19 protein-coding genes are annotated in these 24,039 nt (G+C 60.9%); 14 read left to right on the top strand and 5 right to left on the bottom strand.

What is annotated here, in order from left to right; genetic code table 11:
* Positions 1–147: 147 nt before the first annotated feature.
* The 3 genes from dksA to thpR all read right to left on the bottom strand — a co-directional run bounded on the left by dksA (position 148) and on the right by thpR (position 2,033).
* Positions 148–603 carry an RNA polymerase-binding protein DksA gene (dksA, locus tag C9411_RS10440; RefSeq protein ID WP_004937569.1) on the bottom strand — a complete coding sequence of 152 codons (456 nt, stop codon included), beginning with the start codon at positions 601–603 and terminating at the stop codon, positions 148–150.
* A gap of 183 nt (positions 604–786) precedes the next feature.
* Complete coding sequence (sfsA, locus tag C9411_RS10430; protein WP_004937572.1) at positions 787–1,494, bottom strand: DNA/RNA nuclease SfsA; 708 nt, start codon at positions 1,492–1,494, stop codon at positions 787–789.
* On the bottom strand, positions 1,491–2,033 hold the full coding sequence (thpR, locus tag C9411_RS10425) for an RNA 2',3'-cyclic phosphodiesterase (RefSeq protein ID WP_060422688.1): 543 nt from the start codon (positions 2,031–2,033) through the stop codon (positions 1,491–1,493). The genes sfsA and thpR overlap by 4 nt, the downstream gene beginning before the upstream one ends.
* A gap of 203 nt (positions 2,034–2,236) precedes the next feature.
* On the opposite strand from thpR, the gene hrpB reads away from it, so the two are divergent.
* From hrpB to C9411_RS10390, 7 genes are all read left to right on the top strand, one after another.
* Complete coding sequence (gene hrpB / locus C9411_RS10420) at positions 2,237–4,675, top strand: ATP-dependent helicase HrpB (RefSeq protein WP_199200125.1); 2,439 nt, start codon at positions 2,237–2,239, stop codon at positions 4,673–4,675.
* A gap of 118 nt (positions 4,676–4,793) precedes the next feature.
* Complete coding sequence (mrcB, locus tag C9411_RS10415) at positions 4,794–7,286, top strand: bifunctional glycosyl transferase/transpeptidase (protein ID WP_063988732.1); 2,493 nt, start codon at positions 4,794–4,796, stop codon at positions 7,284–7,286.
* A gap of 251 nt (positions 7,287–7,537) precedes the next feature.
* Positions 7,538–9,718: a ferrichrome porin FhuA gene (gene fhuA / locus C9411_RS10410; protein ID WP_107227017.1), complete on the top strand. Its 2,181-nt coding sequence runs from the start codon at positions 7,538–7,540 to the stop codon at positions 9,716–9,718.
* A 47-nt stretch (positions 9,719–9,765) separates the two neighbouring features.
* Positions 9,766–10,563, top strand: coding sequence for a Fe3+-hydroxamate ABC transporter ATP-binding protein FhuC (gene fhuC / locus C9411_RS10405; protein ID WP_107227016.1), 798 nt, complete (start codon positions 9,766–9,768; stop codon positions 10,561–10,563).
* Complete coding sequence (gene fhuD, locus C9411_RS10400) at positions 10,563–11,471, top strand: Fe(3+)-hydroxamate ABC transporter substrate-binding protein FhuD (RefSeq protein ID WP_063988735.1); 909 nt, start codon at positions 10,563–10,565, stop codon at positions 11,469–11,471. The genes fhuC and fhuD overlap by 1 nt, the downstream gene beginning before the upstream one ends.
* The gene (gene fhuB, locus C9411_RS10395) at positions 11,468–13,456 is read left to right on the top strand and encodes a Fe(3+)-hydroxamate ABC transporter permease FhuB (protein WP_063988736.1); all 1,989 of its coding nucleotides are present in this window, start codon (positions 11,468–11,470) and stop codon (positions 13,454–13,456) included. The genes fhuD and fhuB overlap by 4 nt, the downstream gene beginning before the upstream one ends.
* Positions 13,457–13,768: 312 nt before the next feature.
* Positions 13,769–13,921 (top strand): Hok/Gef family protein, encoded by a 153-nt coding sequence (locus C9411_RS10390; RefSeq protein ID WP_199200126.1) that lies wholly within the window; start codon positions 13,769–13,771, stop codon positions 13,919–13,921.
* Between the two features lie 124 nt (positions 13,922–14,045).
* Here C9411_RS10390 and metK read toward each other — a convergent pair whose 3' ends face one another.
* Positions 14,046–15,200 (bottom strand): methionine adenosyltransferase, encoded by a 1,155-nt coding sequence (gene metK, locus C9411_RS10385; protein ID WP_016926681.1) that lies wholly within the window; start codon positions 15,198–15,200, stop codon positions 14,046–14,048.
* 908 nt (positions 15,201–16,108) lie between these two features.
* On the opposite strand from metK, the gene speA reads away from it, so the two are divergent.
* From speA to C9411_RS10360, 3 genes are all read left to right on the top strand, one after another.
* Entirely contained in the window at positions 16,109–18,085 is a 1,977-nt protein-coding gene (gene speA / locus C9411_RS10370) for a biosynthetic arginine decarboxylase (RefSeq protein ID WP_055311965.1), read from the top strand.
* A gap of 318 nt (positions 18,086–18,403) precedes the next feature.
* The gene (speB, locus tag C9411_RS10365) at positions 18,404–19,324 is read left to right on the top strand and encodes an agmatinase (protein ID WP_004937606.1); all 921 of its coding nucleotides are present in this window, start codon (positions 18,404–18,406) and stop codon (positions 19,322–19,324) included.
* 344 nt (positions 19,325–19,668) lie between these two features.
* Positions 19,669–19,821 carry a Hok/Gef family protein gene (locus C9411_RS10360; RefSeq protein WP_033638576.1) on the top strand — a complete coding sequence of 51 codons (153 nt, stop codon included), beginning with the start codon at positions 19,669–19,671 and terminating at the stop codon, positions 19,819–19,821.
* 110 nt (positions 19,822–19,931) lie between these two features.
* Here C9411_RS10360 and C9411_RS10355 read toward each other — a convergent pair whose 3' ends face one another.
* Complete coding sequence (locus C9411_RS10355; RefSeq protein ID WP_107227013.1) at positions 19,932–21,173, bottom strand: MFS transporter; 1,242 nt, start codon at positions 21,171–21,173, stop codon at positions 19,932–19,934.
* Between the two features lie 398 nt (positions 21,174–21,571).
* On the opposite strand from C9411_RS10355, the gene C9411_RS10350 reads away from it, so the two are divergent.
* From C9411_RS10350 to C9411_RS10335, 4 genes are read left to right on the top strand one after another with little or no spacing between them, the layout of a single operon-like run.
* On the top strand, positions 21,572–21,889 hold the full coding sequence (locus tag C9411_RS10350; RefSeq protein ID WP_063988738.1) for a non-heme iron oxygenase ferredoxin subunit: 318 nt from the start codon (positions 21,572–21,574) through the stop codon (positions 21,887–21,889).
* A 2-nt stretch (positions 21,890–21,891) separates the two neighbouring features.
* On the top strand, positions 21,892–22,200 hold the full coding sequence (locus C9411_RS10345) for a recombinase-like helix-turn-helix domain-containing protein (protein WP_063988739.1): 309 nt from the start codon (positions 21,892–21,894) through the stop codon (positions 22,198–22,200).
* Positions 22,201–22,220: 20 nt separating this feature from the next.
* Positions 22,221–23,267 (top strand): aromatic ring-hydroxylating dioxygenase subunit alpha, encoded by a 1,047-nt coding sequence (locus tag C9411_RS10340; RefSeq protein WP_063988740.1) that lies wholly within the window; start codon positions 22,221–22,223, stop codon positions 23,265–23,267.
* Complete coding sequence (locus C9411_RS10335; RefSeq protein ID WP_063988741.1) at positions 23,264–24,019, top strand: SDR family oxidoreductase; 756 nt, start codon at positions 23,264–23,266, stop codon at positions 24,017–24,019. Before C9411_RS10340 ends, C9411_RS10335 begins: the two co-directional genes overlap by 4 nt.
* The last annotated feature ends 20 nt before the right edge of the window (positions 24,020–24,039 follow it).

Genomic DNA, 24,039 nt, shown 5'->3' with positions numbered 1-24,039 from the left:
CACGCCGCAGCGGTAACATACTCGTTATGCTTGAAACTGCATCTGTGTTAGCTGCGCCTGCTTACCCGAATCACTTACTTGAGTAAGCTCATCGGGATGCGCATTCTTGCCGCCTTGATGCAGCTCCAATCATTTAGAGTAGCGGTATTAGCCGGCCATCTGCTTTTCGCGGATCTCAGCCAGCGTCTTGCAATCGATGCACAGATCGGCGGTCGGACGCGCTTCGAGGCGACGAATGCCGATCTCCACGCCACAAGATTCGCAGTAGCCGAAATCATCGTCTTCCACTTTCTTCAGCGTTTTCTCGATCTTTTTGATCAGTTTGCGTTCACGGTCACGGTTACGCAGTTCAAGGCTGAACTCTTCTTCCTGGGTAGCACGGTCGGCCGGATCAGGGAAGTTGGCTGCCTCTTCTTGCATATGCGATACAGTACGGTCCACTTCGTCCCTGAGCTGGTTGCGCCACGCTTCAAGAATGCGCTTGAAATGCGACAACTGGGCGTCGTTCATGTACTCTTCGCCCGGCTTCTCTTGGTACGGCTCCACCCCAGCGATGGCGAGAATGCTCAAGGACGAGGTTTTACGGTTTTGCCCTTCTTGCATGTTGCTTCTCCTACATACACACGCACTATCGAATCCCCAATGCGGGGGAAAAACAGGCCGCTATAAATAACAGAAGGAAGGTAGGTTGGCAATTATTCCTGTCGCCCGCTTGACAATCGTGTGAAGGAGGGCGTATTTGGCGATCGTGCTGGCCGGTTGTCTATTTATAGGGACCCGACTGCGCTAATCGATAAAAAACGGCAGCTTATCGCAGAGATAAATACCGTCAGGTGATAATTTTGCCCCGTAGCAAACCACTTCCACTCCCAACTGCCGGACCTGTGCCAACAGCGCCGCATAGCGCTCATCTATATGATGTGCCGGTGCGACCTGCTCAATACCGCTGTGTAACACGGCAAAGAACAACACCGCCCGTTGCCCGCTTTCAACCACGCTGAGCAACTCACGCAGGTGCTTTTGCCCTCTGAGCGTTACCGCATCAGGAAAGTAACCACGTTGTTGTTGCAGTAATGTGACTGACTTAACTTCAATATAGCAGTTAACCCGATTTTCTGCCTGTAATAACAAATCGATACGGCTGTTTTCACCGCCGTATTTCACTTCGCCGCTGATTTTACTGTAACCGGATAATTCATTGATTAAATTGTGTTCAATGGCCTCACGCACCAGCGCGTTGGCGCGCAGGGTATTGACGCAGATCCAGTGCCCCTGTTGGGTATGGGTCAACTCCCAGCTGTGGGCGTATTTGCGCTTGGGATTGTCCGAGGTGGAGTACCAAACGGTGTCGCCGGGCGTGGCGCAGCCGGTCATGGCGCCGGTATTGGCGCAGTGCAGCGTAAAGGTTTCCCCTTCCGGGGTGATCACGTCCGCCAGAAAGCGTTTGTAACGTTTGATCAGCGTGGCGGAACGCAGCGGTGGAGAGAAAATCATGCGGATGCCTGCTTGGCCAGCGGCCACTGTTCGAGGTGTTGATAGCGGGTGCGGCCGTTTTCGAACACCGACTCATATAAGGAAAAGGCATCGGCGCTGAACGCCCAGCCCGGCGTCGCCGGCGGGATCGCCACCGGCTGGGTGGCGGCGCGCAGCAGCGTGATGTGCGGATGGAACGGCAGCGCGCTTTGATGGCAGCCGTTGCGGGCGGCCTGCGAACGCAGCAGCTCGGCCAGCTGCAGCAGCCCGCGCGGCGCGCGGCGGGTGCCAAGCCAGACCACGCCGGGGCGCGGCCAATGGCCGAGATCGTCGAGCCGCATGCTGAAGCCGGGTTGAACGATGCGGCCAGCCAGTTTGCGCAGCGCCAGTTCTTTCTGCGCGGTGACCTCGCCGAGAAACGCCAGCGTCAGGTGCAAATTAGCCGCCGCCACCGGTCGACCGGCCTCTGGCGCAAACGCCTCGGCGCGCCAGCGGATCACCTGCTGTTGCAGGGCATCAGGCAAGGACAGGGCGAAAAACAGGCGGCGCGAATTGGACATGGGGGCTCGGTAAATAATGACAAATCCGTCGGGACAAATTCGTCAGGAACAGATTTGAATGCGACTTGCAGCGGTCTCGCGCGAAGCGGGACGCATGGACGAGCTCCGTACTATAGCTAACGCCGCCGCAGTTTGAAAGGCTACGGGGACAAAGCTAATGCTACACTGTACGCCGTTTAACGTTAACCACCACGGAGAGCTCAGTGTCTTCATTGCCCGTCAGCGCGGTGCTTGATGAGTTGCTGGCTGCATTGCAGTCCGCTCCTCAGGTGCTGTTGCACGCCCCGACCGGCGCCGGTAAATCCACCTGGCTGCCGCTGCAGATCCTGGCTAAGGCCGGGTTGCCGGGGCGTATTATCATGCTGGAGCCGCGGCGGCTGGCGGCGAAAAACGTCGCCTATCGCCTGGCGCAGCAACTGGGGGAGGAGCCCGGCCAGACCGTGGGCTACCGCATGCGCGCCGAAAGTAAAAGCGGGTCGCAAACCCGGCTGGAAGTGGTGACGGAAGGCATACTCACCCGCATGCTGCAGCAGGACGCCGAGCTGCAGGGCGTGTCGTTGGTGATCCTCGATGAGTTCCACGAACGCAGCCTGCAGGCCGATCTGGCGCTGGCGCTGCTGCTCGACGTGCAGCAAGGGCTGCGCGACGATCTGAAACTGCTGATCATGTCGGCCACCCTGGACAATGCTCGCCTGTCGCAGCTGCTGCCGGAAGCGCCGGTGGTGGTGTCCGAGGGGCGCAGCTTCCCGGTTGAGCGTCTGTATCAGTCGTTGGCCAGCCATCAGCGGCTGGAGGATGGCGTAGCGGCGGCGGTGAAGCGCCTGTTGGCCGAACAGCCGGGATCTTTGCTGCTGTTCCTGCCGGGCGTGGCGGAGATCCATCGGGTGCTGGAGCGATTGACCGGCGAGGTGGCGAGCGATACCGATCTTTGCCCGCTGTATGGCGCTTTGCCTTTGGCGCAGCAGCAAAAAGCGATTCAGCCGGCGGCACCTAGCCGCCGCAAGGTGGTGCTGGCGACCAACATCGCCGAAACCAGCCTGACGATCGAGGGCATTCGGCTGGTGGTGGACAGCGGTCTGGAGCGCGTGGCGCGCTACGACGTGCGCAATGGTTTGACGCGGCTGGTGACGCAGCGCATCAGTCAGGCCTCGATGGTACAGCGTGCCGGGCGCGCCGGGCGCCTGGAGCCGGGCATTTGCTGGCATCTGTTCGCCAAAGAACAGGCAGAGCGCGCGGCGGAACACGCCGAACCGGACATTTTACAGAGCGATCTCACCGGCTTCTGGCTCGAGTTGCTGCAGTGGGGATGCCACGATCCGGCGCAGCTGACCTGGCTGGATGCGCCTCCTGCCGCCGCATTGGCGGCGGCCAGGGCGTTGCTGCACCGGCTGGGGGCCACGGATGACGGTGACAAACTCACCGCACCGGGGCGCCAGATGGCCGCGCTGGGATGCGAGCCGCGGTTGGCGGCGATGCTGGTCACCGGCGCGGCGCTGAGTGCCGACGGCCTGGCGACGGCGGCGTTGCTGGCGGCATTGCTGGAAGAACCGCCGCGCGGTGGGCAGATGGATATCGGCTACTGGCTGAGCCGCCCGCAACCAAACTGGCGGCAGCGCGCCGTGCAGTTGGCCAAACGCCTGCCGCAACGAGCGGGGCAAGTCGACGTCGATCTGGCGCCGCGCCTGTTGGCGCAGGCATTTACCGATCGTATCGCCCAGCGGCGTGGGCAGGATGGCCGCTACCTGCTGGCTAACGGCATGGGGGCGGCGATGAACCAGGACGAGGCGCTGTCGCGTGCACCCTGGCTTATCGTCCCCAGCCTGTTGCAGGGCCACAACAGCCCCGATGCGCGTATCCTGCTGGCGCTGCCGGTGGACATCGAAGCGCTGGCGGCGCAGCTGCCGGCGATCGTCACGCAGCGCACTGTGGTGGAGTGGGATGAAGAGAAGGGCACGTTGCGCGCCTGGAAGCGCCAGCAGATCGGCCGTCTGACGCTGCGCGCCCAACCGCTGGCCAAACCGGCGGACGAAGAGCTGCAGCAGGCGCTGCTCGACTGGGTGCGCGCGCAGGGGCTGGCGGTACTCAACTGGGAGGGGGCCGCCGAACAATTGCGGGTGCGCCTGCAGTGCGCGCAAGCCTGGTTGCCGGAGGCGGAATGGCCGGCGATGGATGAAGAGCCGCTGCTGGCGGCGCTTGAGCAGTGGCTGTTGCCGTCGCTGAACGGCGTTCGCGATCTGCGCGGCTTGAAGCAGGTCAACATCGCCGAGGCGCTGTCCCGCCTGCTGGACTGGCAGCAAAAGCAGCGGCTGGATAATGCGCTACCCACTCATTACACTGTGCCGACCGGTAGCCGCCTGCCGATCCGTTATGAGGCCGGCAAACCGCCGGCGCTGGCGGTGCGTTTGCAGGAGGTGTTCGGCGAGCAGCGCAGCCCGATGTTGGCGGAGGGTCGCATCCCGGTGGTGCTTGAGTTACTCTCACCGGCGCACCGGCCGTTGCAAATCACCGGCGATCTGGCGGCCTTCTGGCAAGGCGCCTACCGCGAGGTGCAAAAAGAGATGAAGGGCCGCTATCCGAAACACGTTTGGCCGGACGATCCGGCCACGGCGGTACCGACGCGCCGAACGAAGAAATATCAGTAGGTCGCGATCATTCAAGGTTTGGAATTCAGATGTTTCTTCTGGTCAGCGCTGCGGCGTAGGCACAGATTAAGCGACTAATCATGGCCGGCAGTGTCGGCAAGCTCGGAGAACAACAGCCATGGCTGGGGATGACCGCGAGCCCATCGGGCGCAAAGGAAAACAACCAAAAAACACCGCGTCGCGCAAGCCGCCGCGCCGTCGCCGAGACGACGATTATGACGATTACGAAGAAGACGAGTATGACGATGATGAGTATGAAGAGGAGGAGGAACGCATGCCGCGTAAGGTAAAAGCGACTCCGCCGCGTAAAAAACGCCGCTGGCTTGGCCTGATAATCAAACTGATCCTGGTGCTCGCCGTGCTGTTGGCGATCTATGGCGTCTATCTGGATTCGCAGATCCGCAGCCGCATCGACGGCAAAGTCTGGCAGTTGCCGGCGGCGGTGTACGGCCGCATGGTCAACCTGGAACCGGGCATGCCGTACAGCAAGAAGGAGATGGTCAACCTGCTGGAAGGCATGCAGTATCGCCAGGTCAGCCGCATGACGCGACCGGGCGAATTCACCGTGCAGGCCAACAGCATCGAGATGCTGCGCCGCCCGTTCGACTTCCCGGATGGTAAAGAAGGGCAGATCCGCGCCCGTCTCGATTTCCAGAACAACCGTCTGGCGAAGATCGAAAACCTGGACAGCGGCCGCAGCTTCGGCTTCTTCCGCCTCGATCCGCGTCTTATCACCATGCTGCAGTCGCCGAACGGTGAACAGCGCCTGTTCGTGCCGCGCTCCGGTTTCCCGGATCTGTTGGTGGATACGTTGATCGCCACGGAAGACCGCCACTTCTATGAGCATGACGGCATCAGCCCATACTCCATCGGCCGTGCGGTGCTGGCCAACCTGACCGCCGGTCGTGCGGTGCAAGGCGGCAGTACCCTGACGCAGCAGCTGGTGAAGAACCTGTTCCTGACCAACGAGCGTTCGCTGTGGCGTAAGGCCAACGAAGCCTATATGGCGCTGCTGGTGGATTACCGTTACAGCAAGGACCGCATTCTGGAGCTGTATCTGAACGAGGTGTACCTCGGTCAGAGCGGCAGCGACCAGATCCGCGGTTTCCCATTGGCCAGCCTGTATTACTTCGGCCGTCCGGTGGACGAGCTGAGCCTCGATCAGCAGGCGCTGCTGGTCGGCATGGTCAAGGGCGCGTCGCTGTACAACCCGTGGCGTAACCCGAAGCTGGCGCTGGAACGCCGCAACCTGGTGCTCAAACTGCTGCAGAACCAGGGCGTGATCGACGGCGAGCTGTATGACATGCTGAGCGCACGCCCGCTGGGCGTGCAGCCGAAAGGCGGCGTCATTACGCCACAGCCGGCGTTTATGCAGATGGTGCGTCAGGAACTGCAGAGCAAGCTCGGCGATAAGGTGAATGATCTGTCCGGCGTGAAGATCTTCACCACGCTGGATCCGGTGTCGCAAGACGCGGCGGAAAAAGCGGTCGAAGACGGCATCCCGGCGCTGCGCGCCGCGCGTCATCTGCAGGATCTGGAGGCGGCGATGGTGATCGTCGATCGCTTCAGCGGTGAAGTGCGCGCCATGGTCGGCGGCGCCAACCCGCAGTTCGCCGGCTTCAACCGCGCGATGCAGGCGCGCCGCCTGGTCGGCTCGCTGGCCAAACCGCCGACGTACCTGACCGCGCTGTCCGAACCGGATAAATACCGCCTCAACACCTGGCTGGCGGATGCGCCGCTGTCGCTGAAACAGCCGAACGGCGCCGTCTGGCAGCCGAACAACTATGATCGCAAATTCCGCGGTCAGGTGATGCTGGTGGATGCGTTGGCTAACTCGCTGAACGTGCCGACGGTGAACCTCGGCCTGTCGGTCGGGCTGGATCAGATCAGCGCCACGCTGCAACGCCTGGGCATCCCGAAAGCGGAGATCAACCCGGTGCCGTCGATGCTGCTGGGGGCGATCGGCCTGACGCCGATGGAAGTCGCGCAGGAGTACCAGACCATCGCCAGCGGCGGCAACCGTGCGCCGCTGTCGGCGGTGCGTTCGGTGATCGCCGAAGACGGCACGGTGCTGTACCAGAGCTTCCCGCAGGCGGAACGCATGGTGCCGGCGCAGGCCGCTTACCTGACGCTGTACGCGATGCAACAGGGCGTGGCGCGCGGGACTTCCCGTTCGCTGTCGGTGAAGTTCCCGAACTACAACCTGGCGGCGAAAACTGGTACCACCAACGATCTGCGCGACAGCTGGTTCGCCGGCATCGACGGCAAGGAAGTGGCGATCGCCTGGGTAGGGCGCGACAACAACGGCCCGGCCAAGCTGACCGGCGCCAACGGCGCCTTGACCCTGTATCGCCGTTATCTGGAAAACCAGACGCCGCTGCCGCTGATGCTGCAGCCGCCGGAAGGCATTAACCAGATGAGCATCGACTCTGCCGGCAACTTTATCTGCGGCGGCAGCAGCTGGCGCACCATCCCGGTCTGGACCGACAATCCGCAGGGATTGTGTCAGGCCAGCCAGGCGGCGGTGCAGCAACAGCAGCAACCGGCGGCGGGTGAGCAAAAAGATGGCGATGGCGTCGCCGGCTGGATCAAGGATATGTTCGGCCAGTAATCGCTACCGGGGCGTCGGCCCCGGTGAAAATTTTTTCTTTGTTATTAAGCCCGTAACCTTGGTTGCGGGCTTTTTTATTTTTCTGCTCGTTTTATTTCCCTGCTAAGTGCAAGGCTAAGCGCCTAATCCTTAACCTATTTGCCCTATGAATTCGGCTTGCAGTTTAATTTGGCTTCTGCATAAAATGCGACGCTTATAATAATTATTATCGTTTACATTCGTCATTTAATAATTCATCAGAGAAATCAACTATGCCGACCAAGCGTCTTTCATCATCCGCGGCCAAGCTGAGCCGTACCCCTGCCAGCGCGTTAGCGCTCACCGTCGCTGCGGCGCTGGGCACGTTGGCGATGCCGGCTTTCTCCGCCGACGCCAAGGAAGACACGATTACCGTTGTGGGCGGCAGCAATACCGCCCAGCAGGAAAGCGCCTGGGGGCCGGTCGGCACCTATGTCGCCAAGCGCAGCGCCACCGGTACCAAGACCGATACGCCAATCGAAAAGAACCCGCAGTCCGTTTCCGTGGTAACGCGTGAAGAGATGGACATGCGGCAGCCGGATACGGTGAAAGGCGCGCTGGCCTATGCGCCGGGCGTATTCGCCAGCCGCGGCAGTTCCACGACCTATGACGCGGTGGCGATCCGCGGCTTCCCGGCCACCAACACCACCCAGTATCTGGATGGTCTGCGGTTGTTGGGCGACAACTATAGCGAAGCGTCCATCGATCCTTATTTCCTCGAGCGCGCCGAGCTGCTGCGCGGCCCGGTCTCGGTGCTGTACGGCAAAAGCAATCCGGGCGGTTTGGTCTCGATGGTCAGCAAGCGGCCAACCACCGAGCCGCTGCGCGAAATCCAGTTCAAAATGGGCACCGATAATCTGTTCCAGACCGGTTTCGATTTCAGCGACGCGCTGGACGATCAGGGTATCTATTCTTACCGCCTGACCGGCCTGGCGAAAGACAGCGATACGCAGCAGACCATGAGCAAAGAGAAGCGCTATGCGATCGCGCCGTCCTTTAGCTGGCGTCCGGATGACAAAACCAACTTCACGCTGTTGGCCAACATTCAAAACGATCCCTATACCGGTTATTACGGCTGGTTGCCGAAGCAGGGCACGCTGATCCCGTTGCCGGACGGTAGCAAACTGCCGACCGATTTCAACGAAGGCGAAGCCAGCAACTATATGGCGCGCAAGCAGCGGATGATCGGGTACAGTTTCGAACATGCCTTCAACGATACCTGGGCGGTGCGACAGAACCTGCGTTATATGCAGGTGGACACCGATATGAAGAGCATCTACGGATTCGGCTTGTCATCACCGACGACGATCAATCGCGCTTACGTTCAGTCGAAAGAGCATCTGAACAATTTTGCGGTTGATACTCAGGCGCAGGCGAAGGTGAAAACCGGCGATATCGACCATACACTGTTGTTTGGCGTAGATTATTCGCGTATGCGCAACGATATCAATTCTGACTATGGTTCCGCAGATGGCCTGAGCATGACCCAGCCGCAGTATGGCAATGACGTGGTCAATATCAACTTCCCATACAAATACTTGAATCGCCAGGAGCAAACCGGCCTGTATGTGCAGGAACAAGGGGAGTGGAACCAGTGGCTGTTGACGCTGGGCGGGCGCTATGACTGGGCGAAAACGTCGGCCAATAACCGCGTTCTCGGGTACACCAACGAACGCTCCGATGGGCAATTCACCTGGCGCGGCGGCCTGAATTACCTGTTCGACAACGGCGTGACGCCGTATTTCAGCTACAGCGAATCGTTTGAACCGACCCTAGATACGTCAATCAATGGCCAGACCTTTAAGCCCTCGATCGGCAAGCAGTATGAAGCCGGCGTGAAATACGTGCCGAAGGATCGCCCAATCGTGCTGACCGGCGCGCTGTATCAGTTGACCAAGAACAACAACCTGACGCCGGATCCGGATAACGCGCAGTTCAGCGTGCAGAGCGGCGAGATCCGTTCGCGCGGCGTGGAGCTGGAAGCCAAGGCGGCGTTGAATGCCAACGTCAACCTGATCGCCTCCTATACCTATACCGATGCGAAGTACACCAAGGACAATACCTATCAGGGCAAACCGACCGTCGAGGTGCCGAAACACATGGCTTCGCTGTGGGCGGATTACACCTTCCACGAAACGGCGGTGAGCGGCCTGACGCTGGGTTCCGGCGTGCGTTACGTTGGCTCCAGCTCGAGCTTCAACAGCGATAACACCACCTTCAAGGTGCCGGACTACACGCTGGTGGACGCGACCATTAAATACGATCTGGCGCGCTTTGGCCTGCCGGGCTCGTCCGTGGGCGTCAACATCAATAACCTGTTCGACAAGACCTACGTGTCGAGCTGCTACCGCGATTACGCCTGCTACTGGGGCGCAGAACGCCAGGTGGTCGCCACCGCAACCTTCCGTTTCTAACCGGATAGCCGGGGCGGCGCTGCGTCGTCCCGGACAAAGCAGGATCTATGCAGGACAAACTTCTTAATCCCGGCGCGACCTTCGCGCTGGATAACGCCAGCTTCGCCGTCCCCGGCCGGGTGCTGTTGCAACCGCTGTCGCTCAGTTTTCCCCAGGGCAACGTCTGCGGCCTGATCGGCCATAACGGTTCAGGTAAATCCACCCTGTTGAAACTGCTCGGGCGGCACCATGCCCCCAGCAGCGGTCAGGTCTTGCTCAATCAGCAGCCGTTGGCGCAGTGGGACAGCAAATCCTTCGCCCGCCAGGTGGCTTACCTGCCGCAGCAGTTGCCGGCGGCGGAAGGCATGACGGTGCGCGAGCTGGTGGCCGTCGGCCGCTATCCGTGGCACGGCGCGCTGGGGCGTTTTGGTGCCAACGATCGCCAATTGGTCGAAGAGGCCATTTCACTGGTGGGGCTGAAGCCGTTCGCCAACCGCCTGGTGGACAGCCTGTCCGGCGGCGAGCGCCAACGCGCCTGGCTGGCGATGATGGTGGCGCAGGACAGCCGCTGCCTGCTGCTTGACGAACCGACGTCGGCGCTGGACATCGCGCACCAGGTCGAGGTGCTGGCGCTCATCCAGCGTTTGAGCCGCGAACGCGATCTCACGGTGATCGCCGTGCTGCACGACATCAACATGGCGGCACGCTACTGCGACCATCTGGTGGCGCTGCGCGGCGGGGAAATGATCGCCCAGGGCGGCCCGCTGGAACTGATGCAGGGGCCGGTGCTAGAGCAAATTTACGGTATTCCTATGGGCACGTTGCCACACCCGAGCGGTGGCGCGCCGGTGAGTTTTGTCTACTGATGTCTTCTGCATTCACTTCTTCTCACGATCCGCTGCGCCGCCGTTTGTTGATGGCGCTGGCGCTGTCGCCGCTGTTGGGCTCGTTGCCCGGCCGAGCGGCGGATGCGCCGCCGGATATCGCGCGCGTTGCGGCGCTGGAATGGCTGCCGATCGAGCTGCTGTTGGCATTGGGCGTGACGCCGCTGGCGGTGGCCGATGTGCATAACTACAACTTGTGGGTGGCGGAGCCGAAGCTGCCGGCGACGGTGGTCGACGTTGGTCAGCGCACCGAACCTAACCTCGAACTGCTGCAGCAGCTCCAGCCTTCGCTGGTGTTGCTGTCGCAAGGCTATGGCCCGACGCCGCGAAAAATCCAACCCATCGCGCCAACCATGAGCTTTGGCTTCAACGACGGCAGCGGCAAACCGCTAACCGTCGCCCGCCAGTCGCTGATGGCGCTGGGCCAGCGGTTGGGCATCGAAAGCCGGGCGGTAAACCACCTGGCGCAGTTTGACCGCTTTATGCAGGATGCGCGTCAGCGCCTGCAAAGCTACACCCGGCAACCGCTGCTGTTGTTTTCACTGATCGACACGCGCCATGCGTTGATCATCGGCCAGAAAAGCCTGTTCCAGGAAGCGATGGACCAACTGGGCATTCGCAATGCCTGGCAGGAGCAAACCGACTTTTGGGGCACGGCGGTGGTGGGTATTGAACGGTTGGCCACGGTGCGTAACGCCCGGGTCATCTACCTCGATCACGGCAATCAGGCGATGATGGATAAGGTCAGTGCGACGCCGTTATGGCAGTCGTTGCCCTTCGTGCGGCAAAACCAGCTGCGGCAGGTGCCGGCGGTGTGGTTCTACGGCGCCACGCTGTCGACGATGCGGTTTTGCCGCCTGTTGGCGCAGGCCCAGGAGAGTGGGGCATGAATTCGGGCATCCGGAGATTACCGCTGACGCTGATCCTGCTGTTGCTGGCGGCGGCAGGTGGCCTGACGATATACAACCTGGCGCAGCAGCTGCCGCCGGCGCACTGGGCGCGGGCGCTCAGCGCGCCGGACATCGACGACGTGCGGCAAATGCTGTTCCATTACAGCCTGCTGCCGCGGTTGACGGTGTCGCTGTTGGCCGGCGCCGGTCTGGGGCTGGTCGGCGTCCTGTTCCAGCAGGTGTTGCGCAATCCGTTGGCGGAGCCGTCGACGCTCGGCGTTGCCGCCGGCGCGCAGCTCGGCCTGACCATCGCCACGCTGTGGGTGCTGCCGGGGGGCGAATTCACCCGCCAGCTGGCCGCTATGGTGGGTGCGATTGTGGTGGGCGGGCTGGTGTTCGGCGTCGCCTGGGGCAAGCGGATGTCGCCGGTCACGCTGATTCTGGCCGGGCTGGTGCTGGGGTTGTACTGCGGCGCGGTCAACAGCCTGTTGGCGCTGTTTCATTACGATCAGCTGCAGGGCATGTTCCTGTGGGGCACAGGTGCGTTGAACCAACAGGACTGGAGCGCCGCGCAGTTCATTCTGCCGCGCTTGCTGGTGGCCGGTGCGCTGGCGGCGCTGTTGCTGCGCCCGCTGACGCTGCTGGGGCTGGACGACGGCGTAGCGCGCAACCTGGGGCTGGGGCTGTCGATGGCACGCTTCTGCGCCTTGGGGGTGGCCATTATCTTCAGCGCCATGCTGGTGAGCGCGGTGGGCGTTATCGGCTTTATCGGCCTGTTTGCGCCGCTGATGGCGAAGATGCTGGGCGCGCGCCGCCTGGCGCACCGAATGATGCTGGCGCCGTTGCTGGGGGCGCTGTTGCTGTGGTTGACCGATCAGGTGATGCTCGGGGTAACGCAGGTGTGGCGCGAGATCCCGACCGGTGCGGCCACCGCACTGTTCGGCGCGCCGTTGCTGCTGTGGCTACTGCCGCGCCTGCGCAGCGCCGCTACGCCGCCGCCGATGAACCTCGGCGACAAGGTGCCTGCCGAACGTGGGAATCTGCCTACCTGGATCCTGGTGGGCGGCCTCGTACTGCTGATCGGCCTGACGCTGGCGCTGATGCTGGGCAAAAATGCCGGCGGCTGGCACTGGAGCCTGGGCACAGAACTGGACGCTCTGCTGCCGTGGCGTTGGCCGCGCGTGCTGTCGGCGCTGGCGGCGGGCATGATGCTGGCGGTCGCCGGCACGCTGATCCAGAAATTGACCGGCAACCCAATGGCCAGCCCGGAAGTGTTGGGCATCAGTTCCGGTGCCGCTTTTGGCGTCGTGATGATGCTGTTTATGGTGCCGGGCGACGCCTTCGTATGGCTGCTGCCCGCCGGCAGCCTGGGGGCGGCCGCGACGTTGCTGATCATCATGATCGCCGCAGGCCGCGGCGGTTTCTCGACCGAACGTATGCTGCTGGCCGGTATCGCGCTCAGCACCGCCTTTACCACCGTCATCTTCCTGCTGTTGGCCAGCGGCGATCCGCGTATGGGGGGCTTGCTGACCTGGCTCTCCGGTTCGACCTATTCGGTGGAGCCGGCGCAGGCGCTGCGCACTGCGCTGGTGGCCGCCGGATTGATGGTATTGGCGCCGCTGTGCCGCCGTTGGTTGACCATCCTGCCGCTCGGCGGCGCCACCGCCCGCTCGGTGGGCATTGCGCTGACGCCGGCGCGGTTGGCCATTCTGTTGCTGGCTGCCACCCTGACCGCGATGGCGACCCTGACCGTAGGGCCGCTGAGCTTTGTCGGGCTGATGGCGCCGCACATGGCGCGCATGTTGGGCTTCCGCCGTGCGCTGCCGCAGATGGTGATCGCCGCGCTGCTGGGCGGCTTGCTGATGGTGTTTGCCGACTGGTGCGGGCGGATGCTGCTGTTCCCGTATCAGATCCCCGCCGGGTTATTGGCGACCTTTATCGGTGCGCCGTACTTCGTTTATCTGTTGCGTAAGCAGACGTCGTAAGCGGCGTCTCGGCCGTGCTTTTTCTGTCATCAAAGGCTCAGCGTCGCTGGGCCTTTTTTTATTTTTCAGGGTGTTGCAAGGGGCTGCGAACGGGTGAGCAAAAACGATATTGCGTGCGAAAAGGAACACGAGGCGTGGCGGTGAGATGAATATACTGCGGGCGGGTGCTCTGGATCTTTGTCTCTGGAGCTTCTGCGAAAGATACAAAGAGAAAAGCCCCGAGTCGATATTCATCAACCCGAGGCCTACTCTAACGCACGACAACGTTAAGTTAGCCTCTTACCCGCCGCGAGGCAAGGAGAAGAAGGCATGATGCCGAACAAACGCAGCCCGTTAAAACTGGTGATTATTTGTGTCACTGTAATATCACTGGCATGGATAACCCGCAGCACGCTGTGTGAGCTGCGGATCCGAGCGGGCACTACGGAGATTGCGGCCATTTTGGCTTACGAATCCGAACGGTAAGGCAACCCGGCGGCGGGGACTTTGCCTCCGCTTGCCGGCAGTCGATGCGTTGATCCAGGAGCACCCATCCGCTCAAAAAAAAACGGCGAGCCCAGGCTCGCCGTTTTCATGTTGATGTCGGGGCTTATTTCAGGCCGGCGGCATCGCGCAGCAGCGCGGCTTTGTCGGTCGCTTCCCACGGGAAGTGCTCGCGGCCGAAGTGGCCGTAGGCAGCGGTTTCGCGGTAGATCGGCTGCAGCAGATCCATCATCTGGATCAGGCCGTATGGGCGCAGATCGAAGAATTCGCGCACCAGCAGCGTCAGCTGTTCGGTTGGCACTTTCTCGGTACCGAAGGTTTCCACCATGATGGAAGTCGGTTCTGCTACGCCGATAGCGTAAGACACCTGGATCTCGCAGCGATCGGCCAGGCCGGCGGCGACGATGTTTTTCGCCACGTAGCGCGCCGCGTAAGCCGCGGAACGGTCAACCTTGGACGGATCCTTACCGGAGAAGGCGCCGCCGCCGTGGCGCGCCATGCCGCCGTAGGTGTCGACGATGATCTTACGGCCGGTCAGGCCGCAGTCGCCCATCGGGCCGCCGATGACGAAACGGCCGGTCGGGTTGATGTGGTATTTGGTGCCTGCCGTCAGCCATTCCGCCGGCAGGACCGGTTTGATGATCTCTTCCATCACCGCTTCTTGCAGATCTTTCAGCGAGATATCTTCGGAATGCTGGGTGGACAGCACCACGGCGTCGATGCCGACGATTTTGCCGTCGTCGTACTGGAAGGTCACCTGGCTCTTCGCGTCCGGACGCAGCCACGGCAGGGTGCCGTTTTTACGCACTTCGGACTGGCGCTGCACCAGACGGTGCGCGTAGGTCACCGGGGCCGGCATCAGCACGTCGGTTTCGTTGGTGGCGTAGCCAAACATCAAGCCCTGATCGCCGGCGCCCTGCTCGAGAGGATCGGTACGGTCAACGCCCTGATTGATGTCCGGGGATTGTTTGCCGATGGCGCTCAATACTGCGCAGGAGTTGGCGTCAAAGCCCATGTCCGAATGAACGTAGCCGATCTCGCGCACGGTCTTGCGGGTGATCTCTTCGATATCGACCCAGGCGCTGGTGGTGATTTCACCGCCGACCAGCACCATGCCTGTTTTCACGTAGGTTTCGCAGGCGACGCGCGCTTTCGGATCTTGTTCCAGGATGGCGTCGAGGACGGCATCGGAGATCTGATCGGCGATTTTATCGGGATGTCCTTCGGAGACGGATTCGGACGTGAAGAGGTGTTTAGCCATTGTGTTCTGTACCTTGCATAAGACGGGTTAGAAATTACTGCACAGCGCTGGAGATCCGGCATCGAAGCGAAGGGTCTTCCGCTGATGGCGCGAGATGCATCCTGCAACGCCCCTCAGGCAAAGCCGTTAAGCAGTTTATCAGTTAACCAGTATAGATGGATTAACATCTGGACGTCTATTTTAGGTCAGGGTTTAGCCAGATTGCCAGTAATTTTTTGCGCTTTCGCTCTTTTGCGCAAACGGGTTGGCGCCATTTTCATCGCTTGAAACAGTTTTCGGCGAATTTTCATTTTGCTTTTTCACCTGCTTACCGGTATAAACTGCGCGCGCGGTTCATTTGCTGCACAGTACGGCGGTCTGGCGTGGGGGAAGGTGCGATAAACTTCCGCTTTGCATTCGCCGGCGTTGCGCTATTATCCGTCGCGGGCGTTCGCCGTGGCGCCGCCGCTTCATCGAACGGTCACGTTCTTACACTATTTTAGAGGCTGGGTCGTTCACTCCGAACGGCGTGCGTGGAGGTGGTTGGATTAATGATCCGTTGTCTACCGGTTGTGGGTTCCCAACAGCAGTGCCGTTCTGGCGCACATTCTTCTGCTATTTCCCGTCTTGTCTCTCTGTCACTTACCAGGTGCGATAAACACTTGGCCGCTACTCAGGATTCTCGGGCCGGCTAACGGTCGTCTGAAGAACTGAACAAGGGTAGCCTGCAGCCTTCCTGTGGGATGTTTCTTGGCCCGATTCACGAGGTTTGAACAGGGTGTCTTACAATTATATGAGTGATAAACCGATCGCTGACCGCGAACGGCAGTTCTCTTCGCTGCCGCCGGCGCGGCTTGTTGGGTTGTTCTCGCGGGTTGTAGCTGCGATAGTGGCTGACGGTTTCGTCAGTGCGGAATGTGAGGCGAACCATGTCTGATGATCTGTTGATTCACCGTCCGCCGGTTGCGGGCGAGTCTTTATCTTTGCGCTCCATGCAGGAGGTTGCCATGAATGATCGTAATGCCAGCAAGATGCTGCGTACTTATAACGTCGCCTACTGGGGCAACAATTACTATGACGTCAACGAGCTGGGCCATATCAGCGTGTGCCCGGACCCGGATGTCCCGCAGGCGCGCGTCGATCTGGCAGAACTGGTGAAAACGCGCCAGCAAGACGGGCAGCGTTTGCCGGCGCTGTTCTGCTTCCCGCAGATCCTTCAGCATCGCCTGCGCTCGATCAACGCCGCGTTCAAACGCGCGCGTGAGTCCTTCGGCTACCAGGGCGGCTATTTCCTGGTGTATCCGATCAAGGTGAACCAACATCGCCGCGTGATTGAGTCGCTGGTGAACTCCGGCGAACCGCTGGGGCTGGAAGCCGGCTCCAAGGCCGAGCTGATGGCGGTGCTGGCGCATGCCGGCATGACCCGCTCGGTGATCGTCTGTAATGGCTATAAAGATCGTGAATACATTCGCCTGGCGCTGATCGGGGAAAAACTGGGGCACAAGGTGTACCTGGTGATCGAGAAGATGTCCGAGATCAACCTGGTGCTGGAAGAAGCCGAACGGCTGAACGTCATACCGCGTCTGGGCGTGCGTGCGCGTCTGGCGTCGCAAGGCTCCGGCAAATGGCAGTCGAGCGGCGGCGAAAAATCCAAGTTCGGCCTGGCGGCGGTGCAGGTGCTGAAGCTGGTGGAAACCCTGCGCGAAGCGGGCCGCCTCGACAGCCTGCAGCTGCTGCACTTCCACCTGGGCTCGCAGTTGGCCAACATTCGCGATATCGCCACCGGCGTGCGCGAATCGGCGCGCTTCTACGTTGAACTGCACAAGCTGGGCGTCAACATTCAGTGCTTCGACGTGGGCGGCGGATTGGGCGTCGACTACGAAGGCACCCGCTCGCAGTCCGATTGCTCGGTGAACTATGGCCTGAACGAATATGCCAACAACGTGATTTGGGGCATCGGCGACGCCTGTAACGAACACGGCCTGCCGCACCCGACGGTGATCACCGAGTCCGGCCGCGCCGTGACCGCGCACCACACGGTGCTGGTCTCCAACGTGATCGGCGTCGAGCGCAACGAGTTCAGCGAACCGCTGCCGCCGGAAGCCGACGCGCCGCGCGCGCTGGAAAGCATGTGGGAAACCTGGCTGGAAATGAACGAGCCGGAAAACCGCCGCTCGCTGCGCGAATGGCTGCACGACAGCCAGATGGATTTGCACGACGTACATACCCAATACGCGCACGGCATGCTGGATCTGACCAAGCGCGCCTGGGCCGAGCAGCTGTATCTGAACATCTGCAACAAGATCCAGCAGCAGCTCGATCCGAGCAACCGTGCGCACCGTCCAATCATCGACGAACTGCAAGAGCGCATGGCGGACAAGTTCTACGTCAACTTCTCGCTGTTCCAGTCGATGCCGGATGCCTGGGGTATCGATCAGCTGTTCCCGGTGCTGCCGCTGGAAGGGCTGGATAAACCGCCGGAAGGCCGTGCTGTGTTGCTGGACATTACCTGTGACTCCGATGGCACTATTGACCACTATGTCGACGGCGACGGCGTGGCGACCACTATGCCGATGCCGCCGTACGATCCGGAGAACCCGCCGGCGCTGGGCTTCTTCATGGTCGGTGCGTACCAAGAGATCCTCGGCAACATGCACAACCTGTTCGGCGACACCGCCTCGGTTGACGTGTACGTGTTCCCGGACGGCAGCGTCGAGACCGAGCTGTCCGACGAGGGCGACACCGTGGCGGATATGCTGGAGTACGTGCAGCTCGATCCGAGCGCGCTGCTGGCCAAGTTCCGCGATCAGGTCAAAGAAACCGATCTGGACAGCGAGCTGCAGGCGCAGTTCCTGGAAGAGTTTGAGGCCGGCCTGTACGGTTATACGTATCTGGAAGACGAGTAACCGCCCTCTTCAGGGGGGCAATGTCGGCCCCCTTGAAGCATGAACAAAATGCGGCCATAATCTGCCGTATCGGTAGCACCGAAACAAACATCGAATTACCCGTCATACTTGAAGTAGCCTCTGTGTTGGCTGCGTGCGTTCACCCCAGTTACTTACTTGAGTAAGCTCCTGGGGATTCCCGCCCTGGCCGTCTTGATGCAACTCCAATTATCCAGGGTATCAATCCCTTTCTCGTCGGGCTAACGACGCGGGAGGGATTTTTTTTTGTAACGGCCCGGCGTCTGCGCCCGGCAACTTGTTGAACTACGAGGGTTTACTATGAGTACCTTAGGCCATCAGTCCGATAATTCATTAGTGTCCAACGCCTTTGGTTTCCTGCGCTTTCCGCTGAACTTCATGCCTTACGACAGCGATGCAGAGTGGGTCATCACCGGCATTCCGTTTGACATGGCGACCTCCGGTCGCGCCGGCGGCCGTCATGGCCCGGCGGCCATCCGTCAGGTGTCCACCAACCTGGCCTGGGAAGGCAACCGTTGGCCGTGGAGCTTCGATCTGCGCGATCGCCTGAACGTGGTTGACTGCGGCGACATCGTGTTCAATTTCGGCGATGCGCAGGACATGAGCGACAAGCTGCAGGCGCACGCGGAGAAACTGCTGAAGGCCGGTAAGCGCATGCTCTCGTTCGGCGGCGACCACTTCGTGACTCTGCCGCTGCTGCGCGCGCACGCCAAGCATTTCGGCAAGCTGGCGCTGGTGCACTTCGACGCCCATACCGATACCTACGCCAACGGCAGCAAGTTCGACCATGGCACCATGTTCTATCATGCCCCGAACGAAGGCCTGATCGATCCGCACCACTCGGTGCAGATCGGTATTCGCACCGAGTTCGATCATGACAACGGCTTTACCGTGCTGGACGCCGCGCAGGTGAACGATCGCAGCGTGGATGACCTGCTGACCCAGATCAAAGGCATCGTCGGCGATATGCCGGTGTATCTGACCTTCGACATCGACTGCCTGGATCCGGCGTTCGCACCGGGCACCGGCACGCCGGTGATCGGCGGCCTGACCTCCGATCGCGCGCTGAAACTGGTGCGCGGCATGCAGTCGCTGAACATCGTCGGCATGGACGTGGTGGAAGTGGCGCCGGCCTATGACCAGTCCGAGATCACCGCGCTGGCCGCGGCGACCCTGGGCCTGGAGATGCTGTACCTGCAGGCGGCGAAGAAACACGCCTGACACCAGGCCACTCCTCGCTGAAAAAGCGGCTCCCATCGTATGGGGGTCGTTTTTTTTTGCCCCGAACCGCTCATTTGGCGCCTCTCGTCGTCCCTTTCATTCCGTTGCAACGCCTTTGCGCAACCCCGCGCAGAAATGAAACTGAGTCAGAGAAAAGGAACCGGGAGTGCGAGGAGGATGAATATACTGCGCGCGGGTGCTCTGGATCTTTGTATCTGGAGCCTGCGTGAAAGGTACAAAGAGAAAAGCCCCGAGTCGATATCCATCAACCCGAGGCCAACTCTAACGCCAGACAACGTTAAGTTAGCCTCTTACCCGCCGCGAGGCAAGGAGAAGAAGGCATGATGCCGAACAAACGGAGCCTGTTAAAATTGGTGGTTATTTGTGCCACGGTAATATCACTGGCATGGATAACCCGCAGCACGCTGTGTGAGCTGCGGATCCGATCGGGCAACACGGAGGTTGCGGCCATTTTGGCTTACGAATCCGAACGGTAAGGCAACCCGGCGACGGGGGATGTCCCCCGTCTGCTGATTGTTGGCGTCCAGATCCATGAGCACCCTCTCAACGCTGTCGGTTTTCCGCCGAACAGGACAGGAAAACGGGTTTATGCCCGCTTCACCTGCCGCGCCAGCAACATGCGGCCAAACAGTGCGCCGCCCGCCAGCAGCGTCAGCAACTGCGAGGCGATCAGCACCGCAAAGCCTGAAGACACCTTGCCCTGGCTGGCCATCACCATGCCCATCGCCATTGGCACAAACGCCGAGAATAGATTGCCGATGCCGTTGATCAGCCCATAGGCGCTGCCGACCGCCTCCGGCCGCGCATAATGTTGCAGTAGAGTGGGTATCGCTGCGCCCTGCGCGCCCCAACAGGCATTGGCCGCCAGCAGGAAGAAGGCGATCCAGCCAAGCTGATGGCTGTTCATCACGCCATAGATGCACAGCGCGGTCGCTGAACCGCCGCAGACGAAGATGAGCGGCGCCTGATAAGGGCGGATACGATCGAGCAACACGCCGCCGAGGTATTTGGAGGCGATGCTGACGATGAAAGGCAGCGCGGCCATCCAGCCCATCTGCTTGATGGAGAATCCCTTTTCATCGGTCAGATACGCCGGCAGCCAGGCGCTGGAGCCCCACAGATAGCTGAGCGTGGCGATCTCGATCAGCAGGATCCAGCCGAGCATCGGCGTGCGCCAGGCCAGCGCAAAGGTGTGCCAGACGCGGCTCAGCACCGGTTGCGGATCGGCTGGGCGCGAGGATGAAGACAGAGCAAGGGGATGAACGAACAGCCGCACCAGCGCCAACCCCAGCAGCAGGTTGAGAAGCGCCAGCAGGTGAAACGACATCGCCCAGCCGAAGTGCGCCATCAGAAAACTCACCAGCGGAAAGCCGAGCACCAGCCCCAACGAAACGCCCAGCGTGCTGACCGCGTTGGGCTTGCCGCGCTCGTCGGCGGAGAAATGATCGCCGATGTACATGGTCTTCAGCGAGAACAGCGGCCCTTCGCTGACGCCAAGCAGCGCGCGCACCACGCACAGTAGCATCAGCGATCCCGCCAGCGGCGAGGCGGCGGTGAGCAGCGCCCACAGCACCACGCTCAGCGTCAGCGCGCGGCGGTAACCCATCAGCGTTTCCAGAAACGGCGTCAGCAACATGGCGGACAGGCCGTAGCCGAGCAAAAACACCGTCATCAGCGTGCCCTGGTGAGCGCGGTCGCCGCCGAGTTGGAAGTGTTGCAGGAAGTCGGGATTGACCAACATCACGGCGATATTGACCCGATCCGCATAGGCGATAACGATCAGAAACAGCAGGGCGATCACCCCAAACCAGCGTTGACGTTGTTGCACGGTGCATTCCTCAGTGCGAGCGGTTGACGAATTCAGGCAGCAGTAAATTCACCCGAGGATGCCATTTAGCACAAACGCGGGGGATAAGGTCGATTGATGTAAATTTATTGTTATCAAATAGGGTGTGAAAGACAGTGAGAAAACACTTTTACGCGCAATGCATCGTCGGAATCAACGCATTTTTTGCCATAAATTAGTGATAGGGCGCACAACTGACATAGGTTTTTCATATCGGTGCATGATTTCGTGATCCTTCCCGCATTTGTCATTTTTAAACAACTTTTCATTAACATTTGCCGTTCCGCTCGCTTGACGAAAGTTTCGCCAGACTTATAGTGACTGTATTAAATAAGAAACTGAGTTTCATATATGAAACAATCAGATAGAGGACAAAAGCAATGAGCTGGAAGAATGTGTGCGAAGTGTCTCAGGTGAAAGAAGATTTTCCTTTTTCCGGCAAAGTGGAAGGAAAAGAGATCGGGGTGTACCTGCTCGACGGTAACTACTACGCGTTGGAAGACGTTTGCCCGCATGCTTATGCCTTGCTCAGCCAGGGGTTTGTAGACGACGGCAAGGTTGAGTGCCCGTTGCATGAAGCGTTGTTTGACGTGCGCACCGGCCAGTGCCTGCGCGAGCCGGGCGGCCGCGATCTGCAAACCTATCCCACCCGGGTGGTCGACAACCAAATCCAGATCACCTTTATCCCGGAGGAGTAATCATGCAGCACATCACCGATTTCAATCCCTGGCTGCCGGACACCCAACAGGTGACGCCGGCCCGTGAAGGCGGCAACGGCCAAATCCACCAGCCGGGCCAATTTCGCAACGTGATCTGGCAAACCCGCGCTCGGGTGCCGGACGGTTTCGAAACCGCCCTGGTGGCGGCGCTGGAAGCCATCTTCGAGCAGGGGGCGGAAGAGCTGGATCAGATCGTCAGCGCGTTGAACGAGCGCCGTCTGTTCGATCGCAGCGGCCAGCCGTGGAATGAGACGACGTTCCGCGAGTTCCTTCACGTTAACGGTTTTTGAGCCGCATCCGGGAGAAGACAATGACAGTAAACACAACATCATCCTCTGCACACAGCTTGCAGGACTATCTTGACCAGGGGTTGCGCGGCATGTGGTATCCGGTGCTGGCCAGCTGGGAAGTAGGCAACAACCCGGTCGGTATCACCCGTCTGGAACAGCAAATCGTGGTGTGGCGTGACGGTGAAGGCCAGATCCACGCGCTGGAAGACCGCTGCCCGCACCGCGGCGCGCGGCTTTCCATGGGGTGGAATCTCGGCGATCGCATCGCCTGCTGGTACCACGGGGTGGAGGTTGGCGGCGACGGGACGGTGAAAGACGTGCCGGCGGTGGATCGCTGCCCGCTGGTGGGCCAAAAATGCCTGCGTTCTTACCCGGCCAAAGAAGCCTATGGCGCGGTGTTCCTCTATTTCGGCGTGACGGCGGATGAAGCGCCGGCGGAGCTGACTTTCCCGCAAGAGCTGGCGGACGAAGCCGCTTACAGCAACTTCCTGTGTACCGCCAGCTGGGACTGCAACTACCAGTACGCGTTGGAAAACGTGATGGATCCGATGCACGGCACCTACCTGCACTCTTCCTCGCACTCGATGGCGGAAGGGGATCGCAAGGCGGATATGGGGCTGGAGCCGACCGACAGCGGGTTTATCTTCAAGAAGAACGGCCAGATCGGCGTCAACTTCGACTGGGTGGAGTTCGGCAGCAGCGGCGCCTATTGGATGCGCCTGTCGATCCCGTACAAGAAGCGCTTCGGGCCGGGTGGTCACTTCTGGATCATCGGCATGGTGGTGCCGGAAGACAAGGATCACTGCCGGGTATTCTTCTGGCGCATCCGTAAGGTCAAAGACTGGCAGCGCGACATGTGGCGCTTCATGTACCGCAACCGCCTGGAGTCGCTGCATTGGGACGTGCTTGAGCAGGATCGCATCGTGCTTGAGAACATGGCGCCTAATGCCCGCGGCCACGAATATCTGTATCAGCACGACGTCGGTCTTTCTCGCCTGCGCCGCATGATGCAGAAAGAAGCGCAGAAACAGCTGGCGACGTTGCGCGAGCGCGAGGCGGCGCAGTGAACGGCCTGCTGAACGGTAAACGCATTGTTGTCACCGGCGCGGCGCGCGGCCTGGGCTACAGCTTCGCCGCCGCCATCGCCGCGGCCGGCGCGCAGGTGGTGATGTGCGACATTTTGGCGGATGAGCTGATGGCGGGCGGCGCCGCGCTGCGTGAGCAGGGCGCTCAGGTGGAAACGCAGACGATCGATCTGGCGTCACCGGATTCGATCCGTTCGGCGTTCGAGAAGATCGCCGCAGGCGGCGGGATCGACGGCCTGGTGAACAACGCGGCGCTGGCGACCGGCGTCGGCGGCAAAACCATGATGGAATACGATATCGATCTGTGGGATCGGGTGATGCAGGTCAACGTGCGCGGCACCTGGCTGGTGAGCCAGGCGGCGGTGCCGCTGCTGGCGCGCAACCCGCACGCCAAGATCGTCAATGTGGCGTCGGACACCGCGCTGTGGGGGGCGCCGCGCCTGATGGCCTATGTCGCCAGCAAAGGCGCGCTGATCGCGATGACGAGATCGATGGCGCGCGAGCTGGGCCCGCAGGGCATCTGCGTCAACGCCATTGCGCCGGGCCTGACGCGGGTGGAGGCTACCGAGTATGTCCCCGCCGAGCGTCATCAGCTGTACGAGCAGGGGCGCGCGCTGGCCGGGGCGCAGCACCCGGACGATGTGAACGGTACGGTGCTTTATCTGCTGTCGCCGCTGGCGGATTTCGTCACCGGCCAACTGCTGCCGGTCAACGGCGGCTTCGTATTCAATTGACGGCCCGTAGGGCAGGCGCA

Source organism: Serratia sp. Nf2, from assembly GCF_003028435.1.
GTDB classification, from domain to species: Bacteria; Pseudomonadota; Gammaproteobacteria; order Enterobacterales; family Enterobacteriaceae; genus Serratia; species Serratia marcescens_L.
This window is presented reverse-complemented; position numbering and strand designations above follow the sequence as displayed.